This is a genomic window from Streptomyces africanus, assembly GCF_002150735.1.
GTDB lineage: Bacteria > Actinomycetota > Actinomycetes > Streptomycetales > Streptomycetaceae > Streptomyces > Streptomyces africanus.
On record NZ_MUKA01000234.1, the window covers coordinates 1 to 25,189 of the forward strand.

Here is a 25,189-nt window from a genome sequence, read left to right on the forward strand (position 1 = left end):
CGAGACCCCGGTGCCGCGCAGTGGAGGGGGCTGCGCGGCGCCGGGGTCTCGGGGCGAGGTGGCGCGGGGTCAAGCAGGTGTTCGTGGCCGACGTCACCCGTTGGGGCGATGCGGGGAGAAGTCGGCCAGCGGGCCCCTAGGTGCGGCAAATCCACCGGATCCCTCCTCGTGGCGCACGATTCCCCTGCTATGGGCGGCGCAGGGGGCGTACAGGGGCTGTGTTTCGGCCAGGAGCGAGCCCTGAGCGTGCGGCTCCGCAAGCATCACCGCGTCGCCGGGCGGCTCCGGAGAGTAGTTGTGGCACGCCGATGCACGCAGCATCACTTACAAAGGGTTATGGTGGAAACCCCCCCTCGGGCCGGTCCGTATCCCCCCCACGGACCGGCCCGTTTTTTTGTGCGCCGGAGCCGCCCCGAACACCGGCCGGAATTCTCCGTTCCGCACCCGTGGGCGGCCCATGGCGAGAGCGGGGGTAGGCTTCGCCTCCGGGACTGCCACACGGGCGGGGACCGCCCGCGGCCACGACCGGGCCGCATGCCGCGGCCCGTCCGATCCGTACCGAGGGGCTGACGATCACGTGAACCTGCGCGACAAGCTGCGCAGCCTGCTGGTCAGGCTGTACGCACGCCGGGTGGAAGGCCACCTGGACCACGCTCAGGTGCCCAAGCACATCGGCGTCATCATGGACGGCAACCGGCGCTGGGCGAAGGCCGCCGGTTCCAGCACCGTCCACGGTCACCGGGCCGGTGCCGAGAAGATCGAGGAGTTCCTCGGCTGGTGCACCGAGACGGACGTCGAGGTCGTCACCCTCTGGCTGCTGTCCACGGACAACTTCGACCGGCCGCAGGAGGAGCTCGTCCCCCTGCTCGGCATCATCGAGGACGTCGTGCGCACCCTGGCCGCCGACGGCCGCTGGCGCGTGCACCACGTGGGCACGCCCGATCTGCTGCCCTCCGGGATGCAGACGGTGCTGAAGGAGGCCGAGGAGACCACCGCGCACGTCGACGGGATAGTGGTCAACGTCGCCATCGGCTACGGCGGCCGCCAGGAGATCGCCGACGCCGTGCGCTCCATGCTGCTCGACGCGCAGGACCGGGGCACCTCGATGGAGGAGCTCGCCGAGGCCGTCGACATCGACATGATCGGGCGTCACCTCTACACGAGCGACCAGCCGGACCCCGACCTGGTGATCCGTACCAGCGGCGAGCAGCGCCTGTCCGGATTCATGCTCTGGCAGACCGCGCACTCCGAGTACTACTTCTGCGACGTGTTCTGGCCGGCCTTCCGCAAGGTCGACTTCCTGCGCGCCCTGCGCGACTACGCCGCCCGCCACCGGCGCTACGGCGGCTGACCCGCGCGAAGGCCTGCTACCGGGTGCCACGGCGGCTGCCCCGCGCTTCACCGCAGGCCACCGGCGGCCACGACCGCTGAATCGCGCTCCGGCGTACGCCGCCGGGCGTGGGACTTCGCGGGGCCCCGCAGACCTCCCGGTACCGCGGTCACCGCACGTCGCAACCCTTCCCGGTACCCCTCCGAAAGAGCCTGTAACGCGGAATTCACCGGCCCGCCGTCATATGCCGTGGCATGGCGACGCCCGTTCGAGGGCATAAGCCAGTCAGGTCGACGCCCGAACCCCGGGTGTCGGATCTCAGCGGACGGCACGGGGCCGTCCGCCCGGGAGGCCCTTTGCACCAGCCCGATCGTGCGGTCACAGCACGGAAGAGGCGGAGGGCCGGTTCTCGGCCCGCGCAGGGCGGCCGACGACCGGTCCAGCTCCACTCCGTCGCTCCCCGACCTCATCCGAGGGGGTACGTCCTTCCGTGGTGACCAGCACAAAGCGCCACAAGCCCGACCGGCGCACCTATGTTCTCGACACCAGCGTCCTGCTGGCCGACCCGAACGCCCTGAGCCGCTTCGACGAGCACGAGGTCGTGCTTCCCATCGTCGTGGTGACGGAACTGGAGGCCAAGCGGAACCATCCCGAACTCGGCTACTTCGCCCGGCAGGCCCTGCGTCTGCTCGACGACTACCGGGTGCGGTACGGCCGCCTCGATGCCCCCATCCCCACCGGGGACCTCGGCGGAACCGTCCGTGTCGAGCTCAATCACTCGGACCCCAGCGTGCTGCCCAGCGGCTACCGCCTGGGGGACAACGACTCCCGCATCCTCGCGGTCGCCCGCAACCTCCAGGCCGAGGGGTTCGACGTCACCGTCGTGTCCAAGGACCTCCCGCTCAGGATCAAGGCGTCCTCCGTCGGGCTCCTCGCCGAGGAGTACCGCGCGGAGCTCGCCATCACGGACTCCTCCGGCTGGACCGGAATGTCCGAACTGACCCTGACCGGCGAGCAGGTGGACATCCTCTTCGAGGAGGGGCACCTGTATGTCCCCGAGGCCGCCGACCTGCCGGTGCACACGGGCCTGACGATCCAGTCGGAGCGCGGCAAGGCGCTCGGGCGGGTCACGGCCGAGGGCAACGTCCGTGTCGTACGCGGGGACCGGGAGGCGTTCGGCATCAAGGGCCGCAGCGCCGAGCAGCGGATCGCGCTGGACCTGTTGCTCGATCAGGACGTCGGGATCGTGTCGATGGGCGGCCGGGCCGGCACCGGCAAGTCGGCGCTGGCGCTGTGCGCCGGTCTGGAGGCGGTGCTGGAGCGCCGTCAGCACCAGAAGGTGATGGTCTTCCGTCCGCTGTACGCGGTGGGCGGGCAGGAGCTCGGCTATCTGCCCGGCTCCGAGGCCGAGAAGATGAGCCCGTGGGCGCAGGCGGTGTTCGACACACTGTCGGCGGTCACCAGCCGGGAGGTCATCGAGGAGGTCACCGCCCGCGGGATGCTGGAGGTGCTGCCGCTCACCCACATCCGCGGCCGCTCGCTGCACGACGCGTTCGTGATCGTCGACGAGGCACAGTCGCTGGAACGGAACGTACTTCTCACCGTTCTGTCCCGTATCGGAGCCAATTCACGCGTGGTTCTCACCCATGACGTGGCCCAGCGGGACAATCTGCGGGTCGGCCGGTACGACGGAGTCGTCGCCGTCGTCGAGAAGCTGAAGGGTCATCCGCTGTTCGCGCACGTGACCCTGACCCGGTCCGAGAGGTCGCAGATCGCTGCTCTTGTGACCGAAATGCTCGAAGACGGGCACATCTGACCGCCCTGTCCCAAACGGGGGCGGTTACGCAGTAGTTGGCGCCGTCCGGAAAGGCGAAGAGCCTAGCCGGGCGGCGCCTTCATGTGTGGCCTTTTCTGTGAATCTCCCGCGTCAAACGGGATGTGAGCTTTCACACGCAACTCGGAATTGCCTTGCCCCGTCGTGTTGCGGCAGAGTCTCACTCCTGTCAGGCCCCGCATACGACACACCTGTACCCCCAGCGGTACGGCACCACTAAAAGCACAGCGTCAACTGCATAGCGATGTCGTATGCCGCCCGAGCACCACGCGGCACTCCCCTGAGGGAGTTGCCCACCGGGCCCGCGCCTCCCGTGACCCCGTAGTTGGGGAGGCCAGTGCCAGGGGCACGATTGCGTCCGCGAGGGTCACCGAAGCGGGCGATGCTGGAAGGAAACCGTGTGAGCCGGATCTCGGTCCGGGGATTCGCAGTGGCCTCGGCCACGGCGGTCACCGCTGTCGGAAGCGTCGTCGGCGTTGCCTCGGGCAGCACCGCGCAGAACAACGACGCCGAAGCGACGGCCAGCGGCACCACGCTGCTCGCAGACATTCCCGCGGGCCAGCAGGCCCAGGTGCAGACGGCGTCGCTGACGCAGCAGGCCGACTCCCAGGCCATCGCCGCCGACGCGAGCGCGAAGAAGGACGCCGAGGAGGCCGCCCGCAAGGCTGCCGCCGAGACGGCCATCGCCAAGAAGAAGGAAGCCGCCGAGAAGGCCGCCGCGGCCGAGAAGGCCGCCAAGGAGCGCGCGGAGGCCAAGGAGGCCGCCAGCCGCTCCAAGGACATCTCCGACTTCCCCGTCGCGTCCTCCTACTCCATCGCGCAGATCCAGGCGATGGCACGGCAGATTGTGCCGGCGGGTCAGTTCCAGTGCTTCAGCAACATCGTGGACCACGAGTCCGACTGGAACTACAAGGCGGTCAACCCTTCCTCCGGGGCCTACGGCATGTTCCAGGCGCTGCCCGGTTCCAAGATGTCGTCCGTCGGTGCCGACTGGCGGACCAACCCGGCCACCCAGATCAAGTGGGGCCTGAACTACATGAACGACCGCTACGGCAGCCCGTGTGACGCCTGGTCGTTCTGGCAGGCCAACAACTGGTACTGAGCCCGCGGCCCTGAGCCGCAGCCATCCTCAGCGCGAGCCCTTCACCGTCGTACGGTGAGGGGCTCGCGCCATGTACGGTCTTGACGGACGACTCTCCAGGGGGGAGTGGTGCGGAGAGACGGGGGAAAAGGACGGATCATGTCGCGAGTGCCAGGGTGGCTCGGCCGGCTCGGTGCCGGACTGACCGAGATGAGCGAGCGGTGGAACGAACGCCGCGCCGAGGCCGAACGGGAGCGGGACGAGACCGAGTCCGGGACCTCGTCCGACGAATACGTGCCGCCGCCCCCGGACTACGCGCCCGACGTACCCGCCCGGCCCGATCCCGCGCTGGCCGTGCCGTGGGGCGTGCGGGTGGCGGCGGAGGCCGGCTGGCGGCTGCTCGTCCTCGCGGGCACGCTGTGGGTGCTGATGCGGATCATCAGCGCCGTCCAGCTGGTGGTGCTGGCGTTCGTGAGCGCACTGCTCATCACCGCGATCCTCCAGCCGACCGTGGCGCGGCTGCGGCGGCTCGGAGTGCCGCGCGGTCCGGCCACGGCGCTGACCGCGATCCTCGGCTTCGTCGTCATGGGGCTCATCGGCTGGTTCGTGACCTGGCAGGTCATGGAGAACATCGACGACCTCTCCGGCCAGATCCAGGACGGCATCGACGAGTTGCGGAACTGGCTGCTGAACAGTCCCTTCCACGTCACGGACAAGCAGATCAACGAGATCGCCAAGAATCTGCGGGAGGCGGTCGGCGCGAACACCGACCAGATCACCTCGGCGGGCCTGGAGGGCGTGACGGTCGTCGTCGAGTCGCTGACGGGGATTCTGCTGGCGGTCTTCTCGACGCTGTTCCTGCTCTACGACGGCAAGCGGATCTGGGAGTGGACGCTGAAGCTGGTGCCGGCGGCGGCGCGGCCGGGGGTGGCCGGGGCCGGGCCGGCGGCGTGGCGGACGCTGACGGCGTATGTGCGGGGCACGGTGATCGTCGCGCTGATCGACGCGATCTTCATCGGGCTGGGGATCTACTTCCTCGACGTGCCGATGGCCGTGCCGCTGGCGGTGTTCATCTTCCTGTTCGCGTTCATCCCGCTGGTGGGTGCGGTGGTGTCCGGGGCGCTGGCGGTGGTCGTGGCGCTGGTCACCCAGGGGGTGTTCACGGCTGTCATGACGCTGGTGGTGGTGCTGGCGGTGCAGCAGATCGAGGGCCACATCCTGCAGCCGTTCATTCTGGGGCGGGCGGTGCGGGTGCATCCGCTGGCCGTGGTGCTGTCCGTGGCGTGCGGGGGGATGGTCGCCGGGATCGGGGGCGCGGTGGTGGCCGTGCCGTTGGTCGCCGTGACGAACACGGTCGCGGGGTATCTGCGGGCGTACTCCAGGAAGTCGGCGTTGCGGCATTCCATCCGCCCGCAGGGTGCGACAGCGGTGGGGGCGGTGGATCAGTCCGGCACTTCCGAGGTGCCGTCGGAGTAGCACGGACCTGACGGGAAGCCTGCCTGGCAAGGCAACAGGGCCCCGCCCACCGGTCAGGTGGGCGGGGCCCTGCCATGCGGGGCGTACAGCCGGGGATTACTCGGCCAGAACCGCCTCGGCGTCCAGCGTCACGCCGACCGCCTGGATCACGGACGCGATCTTGAACGCCTCCTGGACGACCTCGCGGTCGAGGCCGGCCTTGCGCAGGACCTGCTCGTGGGAGTCCAGGCACATGCCGCAGCCGTTGATGGCGGAGACCGCGAAGGACCACAGCTCGAAGTCGACCTTGTCGACGCCCGGGTTGCCGATGACGTTCATCCGCAGGCCCGCGCGCAGGTTGCCGTACTCGTGGTCCGACAGCAGGTGCCGCGTGCGGTAGAAGACGTTGTTCATCGCCATCACCGCGGCGGCGGCCTTCGCCGCCGTGTAGGCCTCGGCCGACAGGTTGGCCTTCGCCTCCGGCTCCAGCTCGCGCAGCACGATCGGGGAGCGCGAGGCGATCGCGGTCGCGAGGACCGTGCCCCACAGCTGCTGGGCCGGCAGGTCCGAGTTGCCGATGACCGAGCCCAGGTTGAGCTTCAGGTCCTTGGCGTAGTCCGGTATGGCGGACTTGAGTGCGTCGAGAGACATGTCAGATCACTCTCCGGCGAGCAGCGCGACCGGGTCGAGGGTCTCGTCGCCCTTCGACCAGTTGCAGGGGCACAGCTCGTCCGTCTGGAGGGCGTCCAGGACCCGCAGGACCTCCTTCGGGTTACGGCCGACCGAACCCGCAGTCACCATCGAGAACTGGATCTCGTTGTTCTGGTCCACGATGAACACCGCGCGCTTGGCGAAGCCGTCCTCGCCCTCGATGCCCAGGTCGCGCATCAGCTCATGCTTGGAGTCGGCCATCATCGGGAACGGCAGGTCACGCAGGTCGTCGTGGTCCTTGCGCCAGGCGTGGTGGACGAACTCGGAGTCGCCGGAGAAGCCGAGGACCTGGGCGTCGCGGTCGGCGAACTCGTCGTTCAGCTTGCCGAAGGCGGCGATCTCGGTCGGGCACACGAAGGTGAAGTCCTTGGGCCACGCGAAGATGACCTTCCACTGACCCTCGTAGGTCTTGTGGTTGATCTGCTGGAACTCCTTGCCCTTCTCCAGCGAGACGCAGGCGGTCAGATCGAACTCGGGGAACTTGTCACCGACAGTGAGCACACGCTCTCCTTGCAGCGAAGAAACACCCGGATTGCGGGTGTTTCCCATGGGTTGGACGTTATTGATGTTGGCACAGGGCCGATTGATTACGGAAATAGCTACACTCGGTCGGGTTGATCGGAGGTAGTTATTAGTGACTGTGGGTAATAAGCGCAGGCAGCCCAGCCTCGCCCAGCTGCGGGCCTTCGCAGCCGTCGCCGAGCACCTGCACTTCCGGGACGCCGCAGGGGCCATCGGCATGAGCCAGCCCGCCCTCTCGGGCTCCGTCTCGGCGCTTGAGGAGACACTCGGAGTGACGCTCCTCGAGCGTACGACGCGCAAGGTGCTGCTCTCACCCGAGGGCGAGCGGATCGCCGTACGGGCCAAGGCGGTGCTGGCCGAGGTGGGCGCGCTCATGGAGGAGGCCGAGGCGGTCCGGGCCCCGTTCACGGGCGTGCTGCGGCTGGGGGTCATCCCGACCGTGGCGCCGTATCTGCTGCCCACCGTCCTGCGGCTCGTCCACGAACGGTATCCGCACCTCGACCTCCAGGTGCACGAGGAGCAGACCGCCAGCCTGCTCGACGGCCTCACCAGCGGGCGGCTCGACCTGCTGCTGCTCGCCGTACCGCTGGGCGTGCCGGGCGTCGCCGAACTGCCGCTGTTCGACGAGGACTTCGTGCTCGTCACCCCGCTCGACCACCCGCTCGGCGGACGCGAGGGCATCCCGCGCGAGGCGCTGCGCGAGCTGAACCTGCTGCTGCTGGACGAGGGACACTGCCTGCGCGACCAGGCCCTCGACATCTGCCGGGAGGCCGGCCGCGAGGACGCGCCGGTGACCACGACCGCCGCCGGGCTGTCCACACTGGTGCAGCTCGTCGCGGGCGGGCTCGGCGTCACGCTGCTGCCGCGCACCGCACTGAAGGTCGAGATCTCCCGCAGCAGCCAGCTCCTCACCGGGTACTTCACCGACCCGGCCCCCACCCGCAGGGTCGCTCTGGCGATGCGGGCGGGGGCCGCGCGCGGCGCCGAGTACGAGGAACTGGCGGCCGCCCTGCGGCAGGCGCTCCGGCCCCTGCCCGTACGGGTGCTGGACCAGGACGCCTGACGGACGGTGCGGGCGGCTGCTGGGTCGTACTCGGTCCTGCTCGGTCCTACTCGGTCCGCAGCCCGTCCGGCCGCATCATCTTCAGCAGCGGCGGCAGGCTCAGCAGCGTCACCACGAGGACGACGCCCGCGCCGATGCCGGTCATCGACAGCACGCTCGGCCAGTCCACCCGGATCGCGGTGTTGGTCATCCGCAGCAGGACCGCGCCCAGGGCCACGCCCACCGTCGCGGCGAGCAGCAGGCCGAGCCCGATCGGGATGGCCGTCTGCCACAGCACCGACAGGCTGAGGGTGCGGCGCCGGGTGCCGAAGGCGACCAGGGACGACAGCAGCTTGCGCCGTTCGCGCAACTGCTCCAGCTGCGAGACCAGCAGGCTCGCGCCGATCAGCGCCAGTACACACGCGGCGCCGACGGACAGGCCGGTGCGGATGGTGGCGTAGCGTTCGTTGCTCTCGGTGCTGTTCCAGGTCATCGGCTGCGCCGTCGGGTTGAGCCGCGCGGCCGTGTTGCGCACGTACTCGTACGCGTCCGGCACCGAGCGGTCCACGCTCAGGAAGAGGCTTGCGGAGGTGGCCGCCGCGAGCTTCTCGGGGAGCGCGCCGGGGGTGAGCAGGATGCCGCCGCGTTCGTACCCGGTGGGGTCCTCGCGGGGCTGGGCCTGCCGGATGTCCTTCGGCACGCTCCAGGAGACCAGGCGGTCGCCGTCGGTCCACAAGGTCGTGCCGGGCTCGGTCAGGTGGTCGCTCTCGCTCTCGTATTCGGAGCCCCTGACCGCGAAGACGTCACCGTCGCGGCAGGAGTGGAGCGTGGCCACCTCGCGCAGCGCCGCGCAGTCGCCCACGGTGAGCTGGACGTAGGAGTCCGCCTCGACGCGCCGGTCGCCGAGATGGACGTCAGACAGGACGGTGACCTTGCGCACGCCCTCGGTGTCGCGGTACGCCCTGGCCGTGGACGCGATGTCTGTGCTTTCCGGTACGTCCACGCTCATCTGGGCCCGGGAGACGTCGTACTGCGACGCGGCGGTGTAGTTGCCCTCCACCCCGGCGAACAGCATCTGCAGCGCGATCGCCCCGGCCACCGCCACCGCGATGCCGTTGACCATGCGGGCCGCCGCACCACTGGTCAACTGGAGCCTTCGGACGGCAAGTTGCCAGGCGATCCCGCCGGAGCCGAGCCGGGCGACGACCCTCTCCACGATCCAGGGCAGCAGGGCCGTGACGCCGACGAGCAGGAGCATCACTCCGCCCACGACGAGGTACTGGTTGAAGGTCCCCTCGTCGCTGCCCTGCCCGACCATCGGGACGAGCATCGCGAGCCCGCCCAGCGGCAGCAGCAGCCGCCACCACAGCCGGCGCCGCGCGGGCTTGGCCGTACGCACCACACCGAGCGGCTCGATGACCACCCCGCGCAGCGCGAGGAGCGTCACCAGCACCGCGGCCGTCGGGACCGCCACCGCGACCAGGGCGGCCAGCAGGGGAGAGGGATTCAGATAGCTCGGGAACACGCTGACGTGGAACACCTCGAAGGAGGCCGCCAGTTGGCGTCCCAGCAGGAAGAACACGGTGCCGAGGACGAGCCCCAGCACGGACCCGGCGAGCGCCTCGCCGGCGGCGATCCGCCGGGTCATCGCGCTGTCGGAGCCGACCAGCCGCAGGGCCGCGAGCCTGCGGTCGCGCCGCTCGCCGCCGAACCGCACGGCCGCGGCGATGAACACGGCGACCGGCATCAGCAGCACCACGAAGACGACCAGGACCAGCAGGAGCAGCACCGGGTCCCAGGGATCGGAGGACCCGAGATCGTCGTTGCCGAAGCTGTTGATCCGCGCGCCGCTCGCGGGGCCCTCCAGCTGCTTCGCGAGCCCCTCGCCACCCGCGAAGAAGGCGAGTTCACGGGAGCCGACGAGTCCCTGCTCGCCGATGGTGCCCGTGATCCGGTAGGGCAGGCGCTCCCGCAGCAGTTTCCCGCTGTCGGAGGCGAGCAGCTCCTTCAGCGCGGGGGAGACGACCATCTCGCCCGCCGCCGGGAACTTCGCGACCCCCGGGGGCAGCGGAGCCCGCGGGCCCTCCGCCTCCAGCATGCGTCCGCGTACGTCCTGGTCGCGGAACGTGGTGTCCGTGTCCAGGATGACCAGGGTGTTGGCGGCCTTCGGTATCTCCTGCTGGCTGAAGGTGTGGTCGCTGCGCGCCTCCTCGCGCCGGTCCCGTTCCGCCAGCGCGCCCGGGAGGGCGGTGGTGAGCAGCAGCAGCGCCACGCCGAGCCCGACGCCGACGGCCGTCAGCAGCGCCCGGATCCACCCCTCGCGTCCGCCCGCGAAGGCGAACCGGACCCCCATGGAAAGATCCCGCCCCCACTGCGCAGCGCTCATACGACGCGCTCCATGTCCCGGGACCTGCCGTCGCGTACGACGATCTCGCGGTCGGAGTACGCGGCCACCCGGGCCTCGTGCGTCACGAGCACCACGGCCGTGTTGGCGGACCGGGCGGCGTCCGTGAGCAGTTCCATCACGCGCTCGCCGTTGAAGGAGTCGAGCGCGCCGGTCGGCTCGTCGGCGAACACCACACGCGGGTTCGTCACCAGCGCGCGGGCGACGGCGACCCGCTGCCCCTGACCGCCGGACACCTCGCCCGGCCGCTTCTTGCGCAGCTCGTCGACCTCCAGCCGCTCCATCCACGCCAGCGCCGTCCGCTCGGCCTCCTTGCGGGACGACCCGCTCAGACGCAGCGGGAGCGCCACGTTCTCCACGCAGGTGAGTTCCGGCACGAGCTGGCCGAACTGGAACACGAACCCGAACTCCGAGCGCCTGAGCGCACTGCGCTCGGCGTCGCTCATCGCCGTCACCTCACGCCCGTTGTACGTGATCGAGCCCGAGTCGGGCATCACGATCCCGGCGAGGCAGTGCAGCAGCGTCGACTTGCCCGACCCGGAGGGACCCATCACGGCGACGACCTCGCCCGGATGGATGGAGAACTCGGCACCGTCGAGCGCGGTGGTCGGCCCGTACGCCTTGCGCAGGTCCTGGGCGGTGAGCAGCGAACCAGCGGGAATGGTCACCGGGTCACCGCCTCACGGAGCTTGTCCAGACGCGCCGCGGTCAGTTCCAGCCAGCGCAGGTCCGCCTCCAGGTGGAACAGGGCGTGGTCGCAGATCAGCTGGTCGGCCAGATCGCCCTTGCGCTTGCGGTCGGTGAGGATCCGCATGCTGCGCAGGTGCTCCGAGCGCTGCGTGTCCAGGATGTCGCCGGCGTCGCGGTGGGTGAGCAGCGCGAGGACGACCTTGGTGTAGAGGGTCGACTGGAGGTACGGCTCCGGCTTCTCCGGCGTCGCGAGCCACCGCCCGACGTCGGTGATGCCGGCCTCGGTGATCGCGTACCGCTTGCGCTCGGGCCCGCCGCCGGCCTCGATGCCGTCGACCTCGACGAGCCCGTGCTTCAGCAGCCGGGACATCGTCGAATAGACCTGGCCGTAGTGGAGCGGCCGGTCGTGACCGAACTTCTCGTCGAAGGCCCGCTTCAGGTCGTAACCGTGGCGCGGGCCGGACTCCAGGAGCCCCAGGAGAGTGTGACCGATGGACATGCCGAGCACTCTACACACCGTGTATACGCCGCATGTATACGCGGAGTGTGCAGCTCATGGCGGGCGGTATGGAGACGCAGGTCGGGCTTGGTTGTCACAGTTGCGCAACGCCCAGCCCGTCCGGCGCTTGAGGACGAGGCCGTTCAGGCCGACGGGGGTCCGGGGGCGGAGCCCCCGGGGGGTCTGCCACGCCGGGGCATCGGCCCGGCATCCCGCGGCAGCCGCCCCGCCTCGGCCAGCGCCTTGCGCAACAGGAACTCGATCTGCGCGTTGGCCGACCGCAGTTCGTCCCCGGCCCACCGCGCCAGCGCCTCGTACACCGCCGGGTCCAGCCGCAGCAGCACCTGCTTGCGCTGCTGCTGCGGTCGGCGCCGGGAACCCGGACCTTCGGACGGCTCCGTCACTGGTACAGCGACCCGGTGTTGAGGACCGGCTGCGCCGCGCGGTCCCCGCACAGCACCACCATCAGGTTGGAGACCATCGCCGCCTTCCGCTCGGAGTCCAGCTCCACGATGTCCCGCTCGGTGATCCGGGCGATCGCGGCCTCGACCATGCCCACCGCCCCGTCGACGATCTGCCGCCGGGCCGCGACGACCGCCCCCGCCTGTTGCCGCTGGAGCATCGCCGAGGCGATCTCGGGGGCGTAGGCGAGGTGGGTGAAGCGCGACTCGATGATCTGCACCCCGGCCGCCTCCACGCGCGCGTGCAGTTCGACGGCGAGCTTCTCGGTGATCTCCTCGGCGTTGCCGCGCAGCGAGAGGCCGTCCTCCTCATGGGCGTCGTAGGGGTACTCGATGGCGATGTGCCGCACGGCCGCCTCGGTCTGCGTGGAGACGAACTCGACGTAGTCGTCCACCTCGAAGATGGCCTGGGCGGTGTCCTCGACCCGCCACACCACGACCGCGGCGAGCTCGATCGGGTTGCCATAGGCGTCGTTGACCTTCAGGACGGCCGTCTCGTGGTTGCGCACGCGCGTCGAGATCTTGGTGCGCGAGGTGAGCGGGTTCACCCAGCGCAGGCCGTCCTGCCGGATCGTCCCGCGGTAGCGGCCGAAGAGCTGGACGACCCGGGCCTGGCCGGGCGCCACCATGTTCAGCCCGCACATGGCCAGGAACGCCGCGAGCGCGACCAGGATGCCGCCGATGATCAGGGCGGCCTTGGCCCCGCCCCCGTCGACCGACGTGGCGGCCGCGATCAGCCCGGCGCCGGCCAGCAGCCCGACCAGGCCGAGCAGCAGGGCGAGTCCGCCGCCGATGCTGTGCGCGGCGAACTCCCGCACGCGGGGCGCCGGCATCTCGGGTACGTCGGCGGTGACCTGCGGTTGGTGTGTGGACATGGATGATCCCCCGTTCCTTCTGGGAAGCCACTCCTGCATAGCTTCCATCTATCCAAGTGATATCACTTTTCCCGGTCCTGGCAACCCTACGCGTGTCTCGAACGTCGGTTCCGTTGGGATGGGTGCTGATTGTCACGTCCGTAAAGGGCCGGATCGGCAGCCCTCTCTCTTATCTCCCGGTGTTAGCTTTCTGAGCTGACCTGAGCGGCGAACCTGTGTGACGCGTGAGCACACATGAACGAAGCGGAGCGGATCGGATCCATGGGACGAGCGGAAGAAAGACGCGCCAGACAGCGCGGTGGGCGCCGGGCGGCACCCAAGCGCCGCCGTTCGTCGGCCGCGGCCGGGAAGAGCGGCATACGCAGGCTCTTCACCTGGAAGAAGATCCTCGGCACCTTCTTCGGCCTGTGCCTGCTCGGCATGGGCGCCTTCATCGTGCTGTACATGATGATCGGCATCCCCGAGGGCAACGCCGACGCCAAGCGGCAGAGCAACATCTACAAGTACAGCGACGGCGCGATCATGGCCCGCGACGGCAAGGTCAACCGCGAGGTCGTCGATCTGGCCAGGGTCCCCAAGGGCGTGCGGCTCACGTTCGTCGCGGCCGAGAACAAGACCTTCTACAAGGACGCCGGCGTCGACCTCAAGGGCACCGCCCGCGGCCTGTTCAACACGCTCTCGGGCAGGGGAGCGCAGGGCGGTTCGACGATCACCCAGCAGTACGTCAAGAACTACTACCTGACGCAGGAACAGACCGTCTCCCGCAAGCTGAAGGAACTGGTCATCTCCCTGAAGCTGGACCGGGAGAAGTCCAAGGACTACATCCTCGCCGGCTACATCAACACCAGCTACTACGGCCGCAACGCCTACGGCATCCAGGCCGCCGCGCAGGCCTACTACGGCACCGACGCCGAGAAGCTCACGGTCGCGCAGGGCGCCTACCTCGCCGCGCTGCTCCAGGCCCCGAGCCAGTACGACTGGGCGGTCGCCTCCCCGGCGGGTAAGAAGCTGGTGAAGGCCCGCTGGAACTACGTCCTGGACAACATGGTCGACGAGGGCTGGCTGAGCCAGTCCGAGCGCGCCGGCATGAAGTTCCCGGTGCCGGAGGACCCCAGGCCCGCTCCCGGCATGGAGGGCCAGAAGGGCTACTTGGTCAACGCGGCCAACGCGGCACTGGAGAAGCGGCTCGTCGCCGAGGGCACCGCGAGCAACGCCAAGGAAGCCGAGGCGATGGTCAGCGCCGGCGGCTGGACCGTCACGCTCAACATCGACAAGAAGAAGCAGGCAGCGCTGGAGAAGTCCGTCAAGCAGCAGCTGACCAGCAAGCTCGACCCCGAGAAGCGCAAGGTCGACGGGGACGTCCAGGCCGGTGCCGCGTCCGTGAATCCGAAGACGGGCGCCGTGGTCGCGATGTACGGCGGCGTGGACTACTTCAAGCACTACATGAACAACGCCACCCGCGCCGACTACCAACCCGCCTCCACCTTCAAGCCGGTCATCCTCGCCGCGGCCCTGGAGGAGCAGGCCCAGACGCAGGACGGCAAGCCGATCACCGCGAACACGATCTACGACGGCACGAGCAAGCGCCAGGTCGTGGACGACGGCACCAAGGTCGGCTTCGCCCCCGAGAACGAGGACGACGAGAACTACGGGAAGATCACCGTCCAGACGGCGATGAACAGGTCCGTCAACTCCGTCTTCGCGCAGATGGGCGTCGACGTCGGCATGACCAACGTCGTCGACGTCGCCGGCAAACTCGGCATGGACACCAAGAACATGGAGGCCGTGCCCGCCCAGACCCTGGGCAGCATGGGCGCGAGCCCCCTGCAGATGGCGGGTGTCTACGCGACCCTCGCCAACCACGGCAAGAAGGTCACCCCGGCCCTCGTGAAGTCGGCGGAGCACCTGAACAGGACGGTCACCATGCCCGACCCGGTCGGCGGCCAGGCCGTCAGCCGCGGGGCCGCCGACTCGGTGACCTCGGTGCTGACCGGCGTGGTCGACGACGGTACGGCGCAGCGGTCCGTGCGGAACAACCCCGAGCGCGACGGCCAGCAGGTCGCGGGCAAGACGGGTACGTCCGACAACAACAAGTCGGCCTGGTTCACCGGCTACACGCCGAACCTGGTCACCTCCGTCGGCCTGTTCGGCGAGGACGCCAAGACCCACGCCCAGGTCCCGATGTACAAGGCCGCCGGCAAGGACCGGATCAACGGCGGCGACTTCCCCGCGCTGATCTGGGCGGAGTACACCTTCGGCGTGATGGGCGGTACCAGCAAGTTCGACCTGGAGACCCAGCAGGGCGCGGCAGTCCAGCCGACGTGGACGCCGACACCCACGCGGGAGCCGACCCAGGAACCCTCGCAGGAGCCGACGACCGAGGAGCCGTCGTCGTCGTCACCGCCGCCGACGACGGAGGAACCGAGCAGTTCGCCGCCGCCTAGTCCGTCGACGGCACCGCCCACCATCACTCCGCCGACGTCCCCGGGGACGACACCGCCGAACGACGGCGGGGGTGACCCGTTCGACCCGATCAAGCCGGGCAACGGACAGGACCAATAGCAGGAGGCACGGCGAGGGGCGCCCGGCGAACACCGGGCGCCCCTCGCGCGGCGGTGCGACCTGGTGCGCCCCGCCTCAGTCGCAGAGCGTGGCCGACTTGACCCTGTCGATGATCGGCTTCCCGTTGGCGTCCCACATGATCGCCGTGACCTGGGAGCACATGACGTACAGGCTGTTGCTGCTCTCGTACTTCACCGGGCCCGCGTACTGGCTGTAGGTCCCTTCGTCGACCTTGCACGTCGCCCCCGTCTTGTTGGGGCACAGCTTCAGCTTCATGTGCTTGGCACTGCTCGTGTTGTTGTCGAACACGGCGCAGACCCCGAAGTTGCCCACGGAGGACTTGACGTACGTGAAGAGGGTGCCATAGCGCCTGGCGTCGGGAAGCTGCTCCGCGGTCTCGAGCTCGTAGCCGCTGCCGCAGAGCGTCGCCGACGCGGTGACGGCGGCGGGGGCCGCCTCGGCGATGGCGCGGGTCCGCGCGTCCTGGGCGCCGGCGGGTGAGAGCCGAACGCTGGTGTCCGCGATTCTCGGCCCCGTCGGGGCACCGTCCTGCGCGATGGCCTGCGGGGCGGCAAGGACGGAGGCGACGAGCGATGCGCCGACGGCGAGGGTACGTACGAGGTTACGCATAGAAAGCGCTTCCTTTCGGGGCGGGCCTGGCCGATGGCCAGGGGGCTCAACGGGTGGTGTGGTTCGGCAGACCGCGCGGAATCCAGTGAGCGCGAGTCGCGGACATCGCGACGCGCCGGGGTGCGAAGGCGACCGCCCGGAACACAAAGCGGTCCATACCTGCCGAGGGCGGTGATCACCGTATGCGCACCATGGCGGAGAGCGACAGGCGTGAGCCGGGATCTGGCTCGATAGCGCCTGAGGGAAAGGCGCCCCTCGGGGGCGATGGCCACTGTGCCCGCGAGGGGGATGATCTGTGCGCCTCCGGTGCGCGAGAGGGGGTGAGGTGAAGCGAGTCAGCGGCAGGGTTGGCTTGTTCTCGCCCATGGAGCCGTCCAGAGCGGGCTGCCTGGGCGGGATGCGAAAGAAGATGCTCGCGGAGCGATATTTTCGGACAAGTCAGGGGGATGCTCGGTCGCTCTTCCTGTCATTCCGCATCACGGCTTCTTCGCGTGTGTGGCTTGGACGAGGTGAATCAGCCACTCGTTCCGGAATCATGCGTACGTACGGGTCGCGTTCTGGCCATCGCCTCTCATGTCCCCGCTGTAAAGGCTTGCTCCGGGTGTTCGCGCTGTGGCTATGGTGATCGCCACGCCGGCGCTCTGACCCGCGCCGTCGAAACGGGGGAGGCTTTCTGATGTCGCGGTGCCGTCAGTCATGCGCGCGTTCCCCCCACATGTGCGCCCTCACGCCGCGTTCCTGAAACCGCGTCACCTCATGCCGAGGTGACCCCGTCACCTTCTCCTGCCCTGTCCCGCGCCGGACCAGGGTGCTCTCACGCCCGTACTCGGACACGACCCTTTGAAGGAGAGCCACGCCCATGGCCGACGAGATGGTGCGCAGAGCCCAGCAGTTCATCAACGGAACCTACGACAACGGTGCCAAGCTGGGCATTTCGAGGCTCGTCGAGAACGGAGAGACGAGCTGGACCGTCATGTACGCCCTCACTCGGGCACTCCAGTACGAGCTGGGGATCACCGGCCTGTCGGACAGCTTCGGCCCCACCACGCTCTCCACGCTCCAGACGAAGTACCCGCGGATCGGCGCCGGCACGACCGCTCCGAAGAACCTCGTCCGGGTCATCCAGTCCGGCCTGTACTGCAAGGGATACGACGGCGGCGAGATCGACGGCACCTTCAACAAGCGTGTCCAGGACTCGACGGCCAAGCTCAAGACGGACATGGGCGTCGACTTCGCCTACCCCGGCAGTGACATCGTCCCGAAGGTGTTCAAGGGCCTTCTGAACATGGACCCGTACGTCACCGTCAACAACGGCTCCAGCCAGATCCGTGCCGTCCAGCAGTGGATGAACGGGGAGTTCGTCAACCGCAAGGACTTCTTCATCATCCCCTGCGACGGGCACCACTCCCGTACCGTCGCCCAGGCGATGCTCTACGCGGTCCAGTACACCATCGGGATGGCCGACGGCGTCGCCAACGGCGTCTTCGGCCCCGGCACCCAGGCCGGTCTCAAGGAACACACCGTGTCGGTGGGCTCGTCCAGTACCTGGGTGCAGTTGTTCACCGCCGGCATGCTGCTCAACCACCGGCCCGTCTCCTTCGGCGGCACCTTCACCGCCGCCCACAGCGACGCGGTCCGCGCGTTCCAGTCGTTCGTCAAGCTGCCCGTGACGGGGAAGGGCGACTTCCCCACCTGGGCCTCCCTCCTCGTCTCCTACGGAGACCAGACCCGCAAGGGCACGGCCAGCGACGGCGTCACCCGCATCACTCCCGACCGGGCCAAGGCGCTCAAGGCGGAAGGCATCACCGTCGTCGGGCGCTACCTGACCAACCCGATCCCCGGCGGCGGCAAGGTCCCCGAGAAGGAGATCCAGACCGGCGAGCTCCAGACCCTGGCCGACCAGGGGCTGCGCTGTTTCCCGATCTACCAGACCTTCGGGCGGGGCGCGGAGGACTTCAGCTATCCCCTGGGGCGTGCGGCGGGACAGGCCGCGATCAACGCGGCGCTCGACCACGGATTCAAGCCGGGAGCGAGGATATTCTTCGCCGTCGACTTCGACGCCTACGACTACGAGATCACCGACAGCGTCCTGCCCCACTTCAAGGGCATCGAGGACGCGATCCGCGACGACGGCAACCGCTACAGCGTCGGCGTCTACGGTCCTCGCAACGTGTGCACCCGGGTGTCGGAGGCGGGCCACGCCTCCGCGTCCTTCGTGTCCGACATGTCCTCCGGCTTCTCGGGGAACTTCGGCTATCCGCTCCCCGAGAACTGGGCCTACGACCAGATCGTCACCAAGACGGTCGGCTCCGGAAGCGGATCGATCAACATCGATGTCAACATCGCCTCCGGGCGGGACACCGGTCAGGGGTCGTTCAACCCGCCGCGAGGCGTCAAGCAGGACACCCTGCTGCACCCCGACGTCACCGAGGCCATGCAGACGGACGTCGGCAAGTACATGGAATCGCTCGGCTTCCCCCTCGACGGCGGCACCCGCAGCTGGCAGCACTGGAAGTGCTTCGAACGGACCGTCACCGCGCACGACGAGCTGATCACCGACCTGTCCCGCAGATACAACATGCGCAAGGCGCTCATCCAGACGTCCGCCTACTGGGAGATGCGGCACATCACCCCGTCGGACGAGGCAGCATGGCTCGCGGTCATCACCGCCTTCAACACGACCGGCAAGTACATCCGTGAGACGTCCACGGGCATCGCCAAGCAGCGGGCCGCCACCCTGATCGGTGCCTGGAACCACGCCCTCGACAAGGGATACTCCTCGGAACAACCGCGCCGGGACGTGTCGAAGGACCAGGACAAGTACAACGCCTGGAAGCAGGCCTACGACAGCGAGACGTACGCCCTCACCAGCGTCGCCATCATCCACCTGTGGGACATCGACGGGAAGCCCGGCGGCGACGACGACTCCCCGGCCCTGCGCAAGCCGACCCTCGGCTACACCGACGCCGAGATCTACGAGGTCCTCCGCCGGTACCAGGGCCCCGGCGAGCCCGCGATGACGGAGGCGAAGAAGCGGATGGGGCTGTACTACGTGATGGAGAAGTACAACTCCATCTCCCGCAACTACTAGCAGGGAGCGGCACATGTCAGGAGACGAGCCCTACACCGCCCATGACGGTGCGCTGTTGCTCGTGCTGCTCCTGGCCGGAGTCATCACGGTGCTGTGCCTCACCGTCCAGGGGATCAAGCGCCTGGTACGGGCCGGGCGGAAGAAGGAGACGTTCACCGCCCGGTCGGCGGCCCTGCTGGCCTGGGACGCCACGATCGCCATGTACACGTGGGGACTGCTCCATCTGTTCTTCCTCGACGACTACGGCCGGTCCCAGGCGTGCAACGAGTCAGTCGGAGACAAGCTCAGTGGCTACGACCCGAGCTTCGTCCCACTGCACTTCGGCTGCCGGACCGGCGACGGGCGTGTCGTCGAGGCTGTCATCCCGTCGTACCTCAACCCGGCAGTCGCCGTACTCGGGGTCTGCTCCCTCGTCCTGACCGGACTCGCCATCGCCCACCACAAGAAGGACACCGACACGTGACAACCGACCTGTCCCGCCGAAGTGCGCTGCGGCGTGCCGCCTTCATCGCCGCGGGCGCGGCCCTCGGCTCCTCGCTGCTCTCCTCACCCGCCCATGCCGCGGCCAAGGGCCCGGATCCGGACAAGGTCCGGGAGGCGGTACGCAAGGCACAGGAACGCAACAAGCGCGTCCTGACCGGTGTCCCGTCGACGAACGGATGGGAGATGGAGAGGACCGCGGACGACCGCGGGCACATCTACACCAGACCCGTCCCCGGCACTCCCGTCGAGGGCGTTCAGGTGCGCATGGGCGATGTCGAAACCGTCCTCGTCCATGTGATCCGCCGCTTCCACTACGAGATCGACGAACTCCGCCGTGGCGATCTCACCGGCTGGCGTCATCCCTCGAAGGTGCGCAAGGGCCTGGCCGAGTCGAACCAGGCCTCCGGCACAGCGGTGCAGATCCGGCCCGGCTCCTACCCCTCCGGGATCCGGGGCGGGTTCTTCCCGCAGCAGGAGGCGGTGATCCGGGACATCCTCGCCGAATGTGACGGGGTGGTCCGGTGGGGCGGTGACGACAAGCGGCCGGACGAGGCGTTGTTCTACATCGACGCCGCACCCGGTGACAGCCGGCTGGCGCAGACGGCGGAGAAGATCCGCCACTGGGACTGGACTCCCGGTGCGGGGGCCGGCTCCGGTGCCGACCCGCTCCAGCCGTCCCGGAAGCGAGCCGCGGAACGCCTGGCCCGACAGCAGTCCTGAGCTGCGGGCCGGTGCCCTGCGGGGCTTCGCGGCGTGACGAGTGACGACGACGGGCCAATCCCCGCGGTGCGGGGGCCGGCCCGTTCCGTCGTTGCGTTCAGTTGCGGTTGAGCTCGAACCACACGACCTTGCCGGTGCTGAGCCGGGTCGCGCCCCAGCGCCGGGCCAGCCGGTTCACCAGGTACAGCCCGCGTCCGCCCTCGTCCGTGGCGCGGGCCTGCCGCAGGCGCGGCAACTGCGGGACGTCGTCGCCCACCTCGCAGCGCAGGACGTCCGTGCGCAGCAACCGGAGCGTGACCGGCCGGGACGCGTACCGCACGGCGTTCGTCACGACCTCGCTGACCAGCAGCTCGACCGAGTCGCTGAGCTCCTCAAGGCCCCAGCGCTGCAGCGCGCGCCGGGCCAGGCGGCGGGCCCGGCCGGGAGCGGCGTCCTCCGGCTCCAGGAACCAGTACGCCACATCGCTGGGCGCGATGCCGTCGAAGCGGGCGGCGAGCAGCGCGATGTCGTCGTCCCGGTCGCCCGGTCCGAGCATGTCGAGCACCTCGTCGCACAGCGCTTCCAGGGGCGGCGGATGGTCCGGTCCGGTGAGCTGCGCGGTCGCGGCGAGCTTCTCCCGCAGCTGCTCGATGCCGGTCCACACGTCCCGCAGCCGGGACTCGACCAGGCCGTCGGTGTACAGCAGCAGGGTGGCGCCGGCGGGCGCGTCCAGCTCCACGGCCTCGAAGTCGACGCCGCCGACGCCGATGGGGGCACCGGCCGGGACGCGCAGCACCTCGGCACGGCCGCCCAGGTGGAGCAGGACGGGCGGCGGGTGACCGGCGTTGGCGATGGTGATGCGGTGCGATACCGGGTCGTACACCGCGTAGAGGCAGGTCGCCATGCGGTCCACGCCGAGGCGCTGGGCCTGTTCGTCGAGGTGGTGCAGGACCTCCTGCGGCGGCAGGTCGAGACCGGCGAGGGTCTGGGCGGTGGTGCGCAGCTGGCCCATGATGGCGGCCGACGTCATGGAGTGGCCCATCACGTCGCCGACGACCAGGGCGACCCGGCTGCCGGGCAGCGGGATGGCGTCGTACCAGTCGCCGCCGACGCGGGCGGTCTCCGCGGCCGGCAGGTAACGCGAGGCGAGCCGCACGCCGGTGGGGCGGGGCAGTGTCTCGGGCAGCATGGTGCGCTGCAACTCGTCCGCGATGTAGGCCTCGCGGCCGTACAGCACGGCCTTGTCGATGCCCAGGGCGCTGTGCGTGGCGAGCTGGGCGGCCACCAGCAGGTCGTCCGGCTCGAAGGCGATGCGTTCGGGACGGCGCAGGAACAGCGCCGCACCGATGACCCGGCGCCGGCCGCGCAGCGGGGCGAGGATCGCCCGCTGTCCGTCCGGTACGGCGAATTCGCCGCCTTCACCGAGCAGCTCGGGCAGCGCGGCGCGGGCCGCGGGAGCATCGGTGAAAACCGGGCGCACGCCCCGCAGGACCTCGGCGAGCGCGCTGCCGGGCCGTACCTCGCACAGCTCGGCGCCGACCGTGTCCAGCTCGTTCGGCTCGGGCTGCGCGGCCGGCAGGAAGCCGTTCTCCGTGTCGCGCTCGGCCGGTATCCGGTCGGTGCGGCGCAGCCGCAGCACCAGCGGGCCGGTGGGCCGCTCGTCGCCGACGGGCAGCGGGTCGCGCAGATAGACCAGGATCGCGTCGGAGAACGTGGGAACGGTGGCCCGGCACAGCCCCATCACGATCTCGTCGAGATCGATGCCGCGGGCGATCCGCCGGGTGGCGGCACCCACGAAGCGCAGCCGGTCGCCGTCCCGCCGCATCGGCGTGGGCCGGCCGGGCGGCAGGCTCTGGCCGCTGCGGCGCTCGTGCCCGTCGGGGCCGGGCACGGGCCGGTCCTGTTCGTCGGCCGGCTGGACCGGGATGCCCTCGGGGGCGGGCCGCGGCCGAGAGGTGTCGCGCTCGGCGGTCTGCTCGGTACCCGGCTGGGAGTGCTCGGAGGCGGGGTCGCTCACGGTGTCCTTGCCCTTGCCGAACGGCGTGGAGGTGCCCGGCTCCGACGTGCCCGGCGTGGTGTGCGCCGTCGTGAGCGGAGCGGTGACGTCGCCGCCGCAGCGGCCCTGTACCGGTAAGGCGCCCGCACCGGGCGCACGCGCCGGTGTCGAGGTGTGCAAGAGCGCCCCGCGGGGGTCCGCGGGGTCGACGCCCGGTTGGGGGCGTTCGAAGGAGGTCGGCTGCTCCGTCACGCGTGTCGCATCCATCCGTCCGGGGCTGCACGCCAGAGGTGCAGGTGGTCCCGCCGAAACTCCGATACCCGGAATAGGTGCCCCAGGAACGGAATTCCCGCGTGGTCAGAGGTTGTTCCTGTGCCACCGGCGGACCGTCTGCGGCTTTGAGGACCTGCGGCGCAGGCCCTGCCGGTGTTGCCCTCGTACCCCTCGCTCACGTCCTGCCGCCCCTCGGTGACGATCGGTCAAGCCCAGCGCGTGCTCCGTCTGTTGCCGCCGCGCGCCCTTGCGGAGGACGATCCTACGTTTCTTGCCCGGGGGCGCATCAAGGGTCTCATGAGGACACATGCGCGGGTGTACGGTCCCAGTCCTCCGGCAGTGACGGTACCGTCCAGGACGGATCCGGGCGCCAGTGCTGCCAGCCTTCCGAGAAGGGCGGCCCCCAGGCGCGGATCACCTCCACGGCGGACCGCCCGGCCTCCCGTACCTTCTCGGCCTGCTGATCGTCCATCAGCCCGTCCCGCAGAGCCTGCGCGAACTCGTCCTCGTCGCGCCAGTGCCAACTGCGATCCGGGTGCACGGAGATGTCCAGGAAGTGGTCGACGGAGTCCACCCCGCCCTCCCAACGGACCAGCGGCTCTTCCAGATTCACGTACCAGTTCTTGAACCGCCACCCCGGCTCCCAGAACAGCCACACCGACCAGGGCTCGCCCGGCCGCGCCAGCTTCAGCACGCCCGTGCCGAACCAGCGGTCGCGCTGCACGGTCCGCGGCTTGGTGTAGCGGGACTCCAGCGGCTCCAGGTGCACCGGGGTGCCGTCGGCGAGCACGGGCCTGACACACTCCGTGCCGGGCGCCAGCCACACGGCGAGCAGCTCCGCGTCGTCCCGTACGACGGTGACCGGACGCGCGATGTGGAAGCGCGTGCCGCCGTTCTCCCGGTACCGCCAAAGGATCTTGCTCCCGGGCTCCCAGAAGCCTGCCGCACCACCCGTTTCCACGCGTCTCACCGCTCCACCGTCTGCCATGCACAGATATTAGGTGCCCTGGGCATACGACGCTGCGGCGCGTGTCACGGTTCACGCGCCGGGCGCGCCAGGGCGGCGAACCGTCACGGGTGTGTCATCCGCAGGACATCCAGCGCCTCGTCGAGCTGCTCCAGGGTCAGGTCCCCGCGCTCCACATACCCGCTGTCCAGCACGACCTGACGGATGGTCTTCCGCTCGGCCAGCGCCTTCTTGGCGACCTTGGCCGCCTCCTCGTAGCCGATGTACTTGTTGAGCGGCGTGACGACGGACGGGGAGGACTCGGCGTACTCCCGCGCCCGCTCGCGGTTGGCGGTGATGCCGTCGACCGTCCGGTCGGCGAGCAGCCGCGTGGCGCGTGCGAGCAGCCGGATCGACTCCAGCACGTTCTTCGCGATGACGGGCAGCATGACGTTGAGCTCGAAGTTCCCGGCGGCGCCGGCCGTGGCGACGGTGGCGTCGTTCCCCACGACCTGGGCGGCGACCATCAGCACGGCCTCCGGAATGACCGGATTCACCTTCCCCGGCATGATCGAGGAGCCGGGCTGGAGGTCGGGCAGGGCGATCTCGGCGAGGCCCGTGCGCGGCCCGGACGACATCCACCGCAGGTCGTTGGCGATCTTCGTCAGCCCGACCGCGATGGTCCGCAGCTGCCCGCTGGTCTCGACGATGCCGTCCCGGGCGCCCTGCGCCTCGAAGTGGTCCCGCGCCTCGGTCAGGGGCAGCCCGGTCGTCCGGGCGACCTCCTCGATCACGGCGGCGGAGAAACCGAGCGGGGTGTTGATGCCGGTGCCGACGGCCGTACCGCCGAGGGGGAGTTCGGCGAGCCGGGGGAGGGACGCCCGAAGCCGCTCGATCCCGTACCGCACCTGGGCGGCGTACCCGCCGAACTCCTGCCCCAGCGTCACGGGCGTGGCGTCCATGAGATGGGTCCGCCCCGACTTCACGACATCGGAGAACTCCTCGGCCTTGCGCTCCAGGGAGGCGGCGAGATGGTCCAGGGCGGGGATCAGATCACGGGTGACGGCGGCGGTGGCGGCGATGTGGATCGAGGAGGGGAACACGTCGTTGGACGACTGGGAGGCGTTGACGTGGTCGTTCGGGTGCACGGCCCGCCCGAGCCGCTCACTGGCCAGGGTCGCGATGACCTCGTTGGTGTTCATGTTGGACGAGGTCCCGGACCCGGTCTGGAACACGTCGACGGGGAAGTGCGCGTCCCACTTCCCCTCGGCGACCTCACCGGCGGCCTCCTGGATCGCGCCGGCGACGTCCTTGTCCAGGACCCCCAGCTCGGCGTTGACCTTGGCCGCCGCCCCCTTGATCCGGGCCAGCGCCTCGATGTGCGCGCGTTCGATGCGCTGCCCGGAAATCGGGAAGTTCTCGACAGCACGCTGCGTCTGAGCCCGCCACTTGGCGTCGGCCGGGACACGTACTTCGCCCATGGAATCGTGCTCGATGCGGTATTCGTCGCTCATACCGGCTACAGCGATCGAGGAGGCGGTGATGTTCCTGGGCGGGGCGAATGGGGGCTGAGGACACGTGGGGGCGAGGGCCCGAGGCAATCAG

The 25,189-nt window shown here is 69.6% G+C and carries 20 protein-coding genes; 9 read left to right on the forward strand and 11 right to left on the reverse strand.

Features of this window, described 5'->3' with window-relative positions; translation table 11 throughout:
* Window positions 1-577 precede the first annotated feature (577 nt).
* The 4 genes from CCL05_RS27430 to CCL05_RS27450 all read left to right on the forward strand — a co-directional run bounded on the left by CCL05_RS27430 (window position 578) and on the right by CCL05_RS27450 (window position 5,721).
* Complete coding sequence (locus CCL05_RS27430; protein ID WP_086563175.1) at window positions 578-1,351, forward strand: isoprenyl transferase; 774 nt, start codon at window positions 578-580, stop codon at window positions 1,349-1,351.
* Window positions 1,352-1,820: 469 nt separating this feature from the next.
* A complete protein-coding gene (gene phoH2 / locus CCL05_RS27440) occupies window positions 1,821-3,146 on the forward strand; it encodes an RNA 5'-3' helicase PhoH2 (protein WP_086563177.1) in 1,326 nt (441 codons plus the stop codon).
* Between the two features lie 418 nt (window positions 3,147-3,564).
* Window positions 3,565-4,266, forward strand: a complete 702-nt coding sequence (locus CCL05_RS27445) for an aggregation-promoting factor C-terminal-like domain-containing protein (protein ID WP_086563179.1) — start codon at window positions 3,565-3,567, stop codon at window positions 4,264-4,266.
* A 138-nt stretch (window positions 4,267-4,404) separates the two neighbouring features.
* Window positions 4,405-5,721, forward strand: a complete 1,317-nt coding sequence (locus CCL05_RS27450) for an AI-2E family transporter (RefSeq protein WP_086563180.1) — start codon at window positions 4,405-4,407, stop codon at window positions 5,719-5,721.
* A 96-nt stretch (window positions 5,722-5,817) separates the two neighbouring features.
* Here CCL05_RS27450 and CCL05_RS27455 read toward each other — a convergent pair whose 3' ends face one another.
* Complete coding sequence (locus CCL05_RS27455; RefSeq protein ID WP_086563181.1) at window positions 5,818-6,351, reverse strand: alkyl hydroperoxide reductase; 534 nt, start codon at window positions 6,349-6,351, stop codon at window positions 5,818-5,820.
* Between the two features lie 6 nt (window positions 6,352-6,357).
* Window positions 6,358-6,912 carry a peroxiredoxin gene (locus CCL05_RS27460; protein ID WP_020276563.1) on the reverse strand — a complete coding sequence of 185 codons (555 nt, stop codon included), beginning with the start codon at window positions 6,910-6,912 and terminating at the stop codon, window positions 6,358-6,360.
* A gap of 133 nt (window positions 6,913-7,045) precedes the next feature.
* Here CCL05_RS27460 and CCL05_RS27465 point away from each other — a divergent pair, with 133 nt between their 5' ends.
* Window positions 7,046-7,996: a LysR substrate-binding domain-containing protein gene (locus CCL05_RS27465; RefSeq protein ID WP_167409625.1), complete on the forward strand. Its 951-nt coding sequence runs from the start codon at window positions 7,046-7,048 to the stop codon at window positions 7,994-7,996.
* Window positions 7,997-8,042: 46 nt separating this feature from the next.
* Here CCL05_RS27465 and CCL05_RS27470 read toward each other — a convergent pair whose 3' ends face one another.
* The 5 genes from CCL05_RS27470 to CCL05_RS27490 all read right to left on the reverse strand — a co-directional run bounded on the left by CCL05_RS27470 (window position 8,043) and on the right by CCL05_RS27490 (window position 12,904).
* On the reverse strand, window positions 8,043-10,361 hold the full coding sequence (locus CCL05_RS27470) for an ABC transporter permease (RefSeq protein ID WP_086563185.1): 2,319 nt from the start codon (window positions 10,359-10,361) through the stop codon (window positions 8,043-8,045).
* Window positions 10,358-11,047: an ABC transporter ATP-binding protein gene (locus CCL05_RS27475; protein ID WP_086563186.1), complete on the reverse strand. Its 690-nt coding sequence runs from the start codon at window positions 11,045-11,047 to the stop codon at window positions 10,358-10,360. Before CCL05_RS27475 ends, CCL05_RS27470 begins: the two co-directional genes overlap by 4 nt.
* Window positions 11,044-11,568, reverse strand: a complete 525-nt coding sequence (locus CCL05_RS27480; RefSeq protein WP_086563205.1) for a PadR family transcriptional regulator — start codon at window positions 11,566-11,568, stop codon at window positions 11,044-11,046. The genes CCL05_RS27475 and CCL05_RS27480 overlap by 4 nt, the downstream gene beginning before the upstream one ends.
* Before the next feature lie 143 nt (window positions 11,569-11,711).
* Entirely contained in the window at window positions 11,712-11,972 is a 261-nt protein-coding gene (locus CCL05_RS27485; RefSeq protein WP_086563188.1) for a type II toxin-antitoxin system antitoxin, read from the reverse strand.
* Window positions 11,969-12,904 (reverse strand): SPFH domain-containing protein, encoded by a 936-nt coding sequence (locus tag CCL05_RS27490; protein ID WP_086563190.1) that lies wholly within the window; start codon window positions 12,902-12,904, stop codon window positions 11,969-11,971. The genes CCL05_RS27485 and CCL05_RS27490 overlap by 4 nt, the downstream gene beginning before the upstream one ends.
* 261 nt (window positions 12,905-13,165) lie before the next feature.
* Here CCL05_RS27490 and CCL05_RS27495 point away from each other — a divergent pair, with 261 nt between their 5' ends.
* Window positions 13,166-15,466 carry a transglycosylase domain-containing protein gene (locus CCL05_RS27495; RefSeq protein WP_086563207.1) on the forward strand — a complete coding sequence of 767 codons (2,301 nt, stop codon included), beginning with the start codon at window positions 13,166-13,168 and terminating at the stop codon, window positions 15,464-15,466.
* Window positions 15,467-15,541: 75 nt separating this feature from the next.
* Here CCL05_RS27495 and CCL05_RS27500 read toward each other — a convergent pair whose 3' ends face one another.
* Window positions 15,542-16,096 carry a hypothetical protein gene (locus CCL05_RS27500; RefSeq protein WP_086563191.1) on the reverse strand — a complete coding sequence of 185 codons (555 nt, stop codon included), beginning with the start codon at window positions 16,094-16,096 and terminating at the stop codon, window positions 15,542-15,544.
* Between the two features lie 859 nt (window positions 16,097-16,955).
* On the opposite strand from CCL05_RS27500, the gene CCL05_RS27505 reads away from it, so the two are divergent.
* The 3 genes from CCL05_RS27505 to CCL05_RS27515 are packed head-to-tail and all read left to right on the forward strand — an operon-like array spanning window position 16,956 to window position 20,390.
* The gene (locus CCL05_RS27505; protein WP_086563193.1) at window positions 16,956-19,187 is read left to right on the forward strand and encodes a glycoside hydrolase domain-containing protein; all 2,232 of its coding nucleotides are present in this window, start codon (window positions 16,956-16,958) and stop codon (window positions 19,185-19,187) included.
* A gap of 13 nt (window positions 19,188-19,200) precedes the next feature.
* A complete protein-coding gene (locus tag CCL05_RS27510) occupies window positions 19,201-19,650 on the forward strand; it encodes a hypothetical protein (RefSeq protein WP_086563195.1) in 450 nt (149 codons plus the stop codon).
* A complete protein-coding gene (locus CCL05_RS27515; RefSeq protein ID WP_086563197.1) occupies window positions 19,647-20,390 on the forward strand; it encodes a twin-arginine translocation signal domain-containing protein in 744 nt (247 codons plus the stop codon). The genes CCL05_RS27510 and CCL05_RS27515 overlap by 4 nt, the downstream gene beginning before the upstream one ends.
* 97 nt (window positions 20,391-20,487) lie before the next feature.
* Here the strand turns inward: CCL05_RS27515 and CCL05_RS27520 are convergent, their stop codons facing one another.
* The 3 genes from CCL05_RS27520 to CCL05_RS27530 all read right to left on the reverse strand — a co-directional run bounded on the left by CCL05_RS27520 (window position 20,488) and on the right by CCL05_RS27530 (window position 25,098).
* Entirely contained in the window at window positions 20,488-22,632 is a 2,145-nt protein-coding gene (locus CCL05_RS27520) for a SpoIIE family protein phosphatase (protein ID WP_086563199.1), read from the reverse strand.
* Window positions 22,633-22,933: 301 nt separating this feature from the next.
* Complete coding sequence (gene fomD, locus CCL05_RS27525; protein WP_086563201.1) at window positions 22,934-23,626, reverse strand: cytidylyl-2-hydroxypropylphosphonate hydrolase; 693 nt, start codon at window positions 23,624-23,626, stop codon at window positions 22,934-22,936.
* A gap of 83 nt (window positions 23,627-23,709) precedes the next feature.
* On the reverse strand, window positions 23,710-25,098 hold the full coding sequence (locus CCL05_RS27530) for a class II fumarate hydratase (protein WP_086563203.1): 1,389 nt from the start codon (window positions 25,096-25,098) through the stop codon (window positions 23,710-23,712).
* Between the last annotated feature and the right edge of the window lie 91 nt (window positions 25,099-25,189).

Bases quoted from the DNA above. Each gene is read 5' to 3' on its own strand.
- CCL05_RS27450 (WP_086563180.1), top strand. From the start codon at position 4,405: ATGTCGCGAGTGCCAGGGTGGCTCGGCCGGCTCGGTGCCGGACTGACC.
- CCL05_RS27455 (WP_086563181.1), bottom strand. From the start codon at position 6,351: ATGTCTCTCGACGCACTCAAGTCCGCCATACCGGACTACGCCAAGGAC.
- CCL05_RS27470 (WP_086563185.1), bottom strand. From the start codon at position 10,361: ATGAGCGCTGCGCAGTGGGGGCGGGATCTTTCCATGGGGGTCCGGTTC.
- CCL05_RS27480 (WP_086563205.1), bottom strand. From the start codon at position 11,568: ATGTCCATCGGTCACACTCTCCTGGGGCTCCTGGAGTCCGGCCCGCGC.
- CCL05_RS27490 (WP_086563190.1), bottom strand. From the start codon at position 12,904: ATGTCCACACACCAACCGCAGGTCACCGCCGACGTACCCGAGATGCCG.
- CCL05_RS27495 (WP_086563207.1), top strand. From the start codon at position 13,166: ATGGGACGAGCGGAAGAAAGACGCGCCAGACAGCGCGGTGGGCGCCGG.
- CCL05_RS27500 (WP_086563191.1), bottom strand. From the start codon at position 16,096: ATGCGTAACCTCGTACGTACCCTCGCCGTCGGCGCATCGCTCGTCGCC.
- CCL05_RS27505 (WP_086563193.1), top strand. From the start codon at position 16,956: ATGGCCGACGAGATGGTGCGCAGAGCCCAGCAGTTCATCAACGGAACC.
- CCL05_RS27510 (WP_086563195.1), top strand. From the start codon at position 19,201: ATGTCAGGAGACGAGCCCTACACCGCCCATGACGGTGCGCTGTTGCTC.
- CCL05_RS27520 (WP_086563199.1), bottom strand. From the start codon at position 22,632: ATGGATGCGACACGCGTGACGGAGCAGCCGACCTCCTTCGAACGCCCC.
- fomD (WP_086563201.1), bottom strand. From the start codon at position 23,626: ATGGCAGACGGTGGAGCGGTGAGACGCGTGGAAACGGGTGGTGCGGCA.
- CCL05_RS27530 (WP_086563203.1), bottom strand. From the start codon at position 25,098: ATGAGCGACGAATACCGCATCGAGCACGATTCCATGGGCGAAGTACGT.